Origin of the sequence: Ruminococcus sp. 210702-SL.1.03 (assembly GCF_020559915.1) — a bacterium.
In the GTDB taxonomy this organism is placed as follows: Bacteria; Bacillota; Clostridia; order Oscillospirales; family Ruminococcaceae; genus YE71.
In genome coordinates this window covers 1-231 of sequence record NZ_JAJCLZ010000189.1, presented here as the reverse complement: position 1 = coordinate 231, position 231 = coordinate 1, and the positions used below count along the sequence as shown (strand labels likewise).

Below are 231 nucleotides of genomic sequence, written 5' to 3'. Positions count from 1 at the left end.
CTTCGATAAACTCAAGTAAAATCTTGTCAAAATCAAGAACCTGCAAAGTATTGTCTATGTGTTGGTATTCTAGACCAAACTTTTTAAAACGATGCGACCAATATTCTGTAGAATCTTTAGGAATTTTGAATTGGATACCTGACAAATAGTCCGTCCCCTCTTGCCGTTCTACATCAAAGCGTTGATCTGGAAAAAAAGTCACTACAGTACCAGGCGTCCCCATAAAATCCC

General features: G+C 38.1%; 1 protein-coding gene. It reads right to left on the bottom strand.

Translation table 11 applies throughout. From position 1 onward, the window contains the following. Nucleotides 1-231: hypothetical protein (locus LI114_RS14050; RefSeq protein WP_227221172.1), on the bottom strand; the 231-nt coding region annotated here is incomplete at both ends.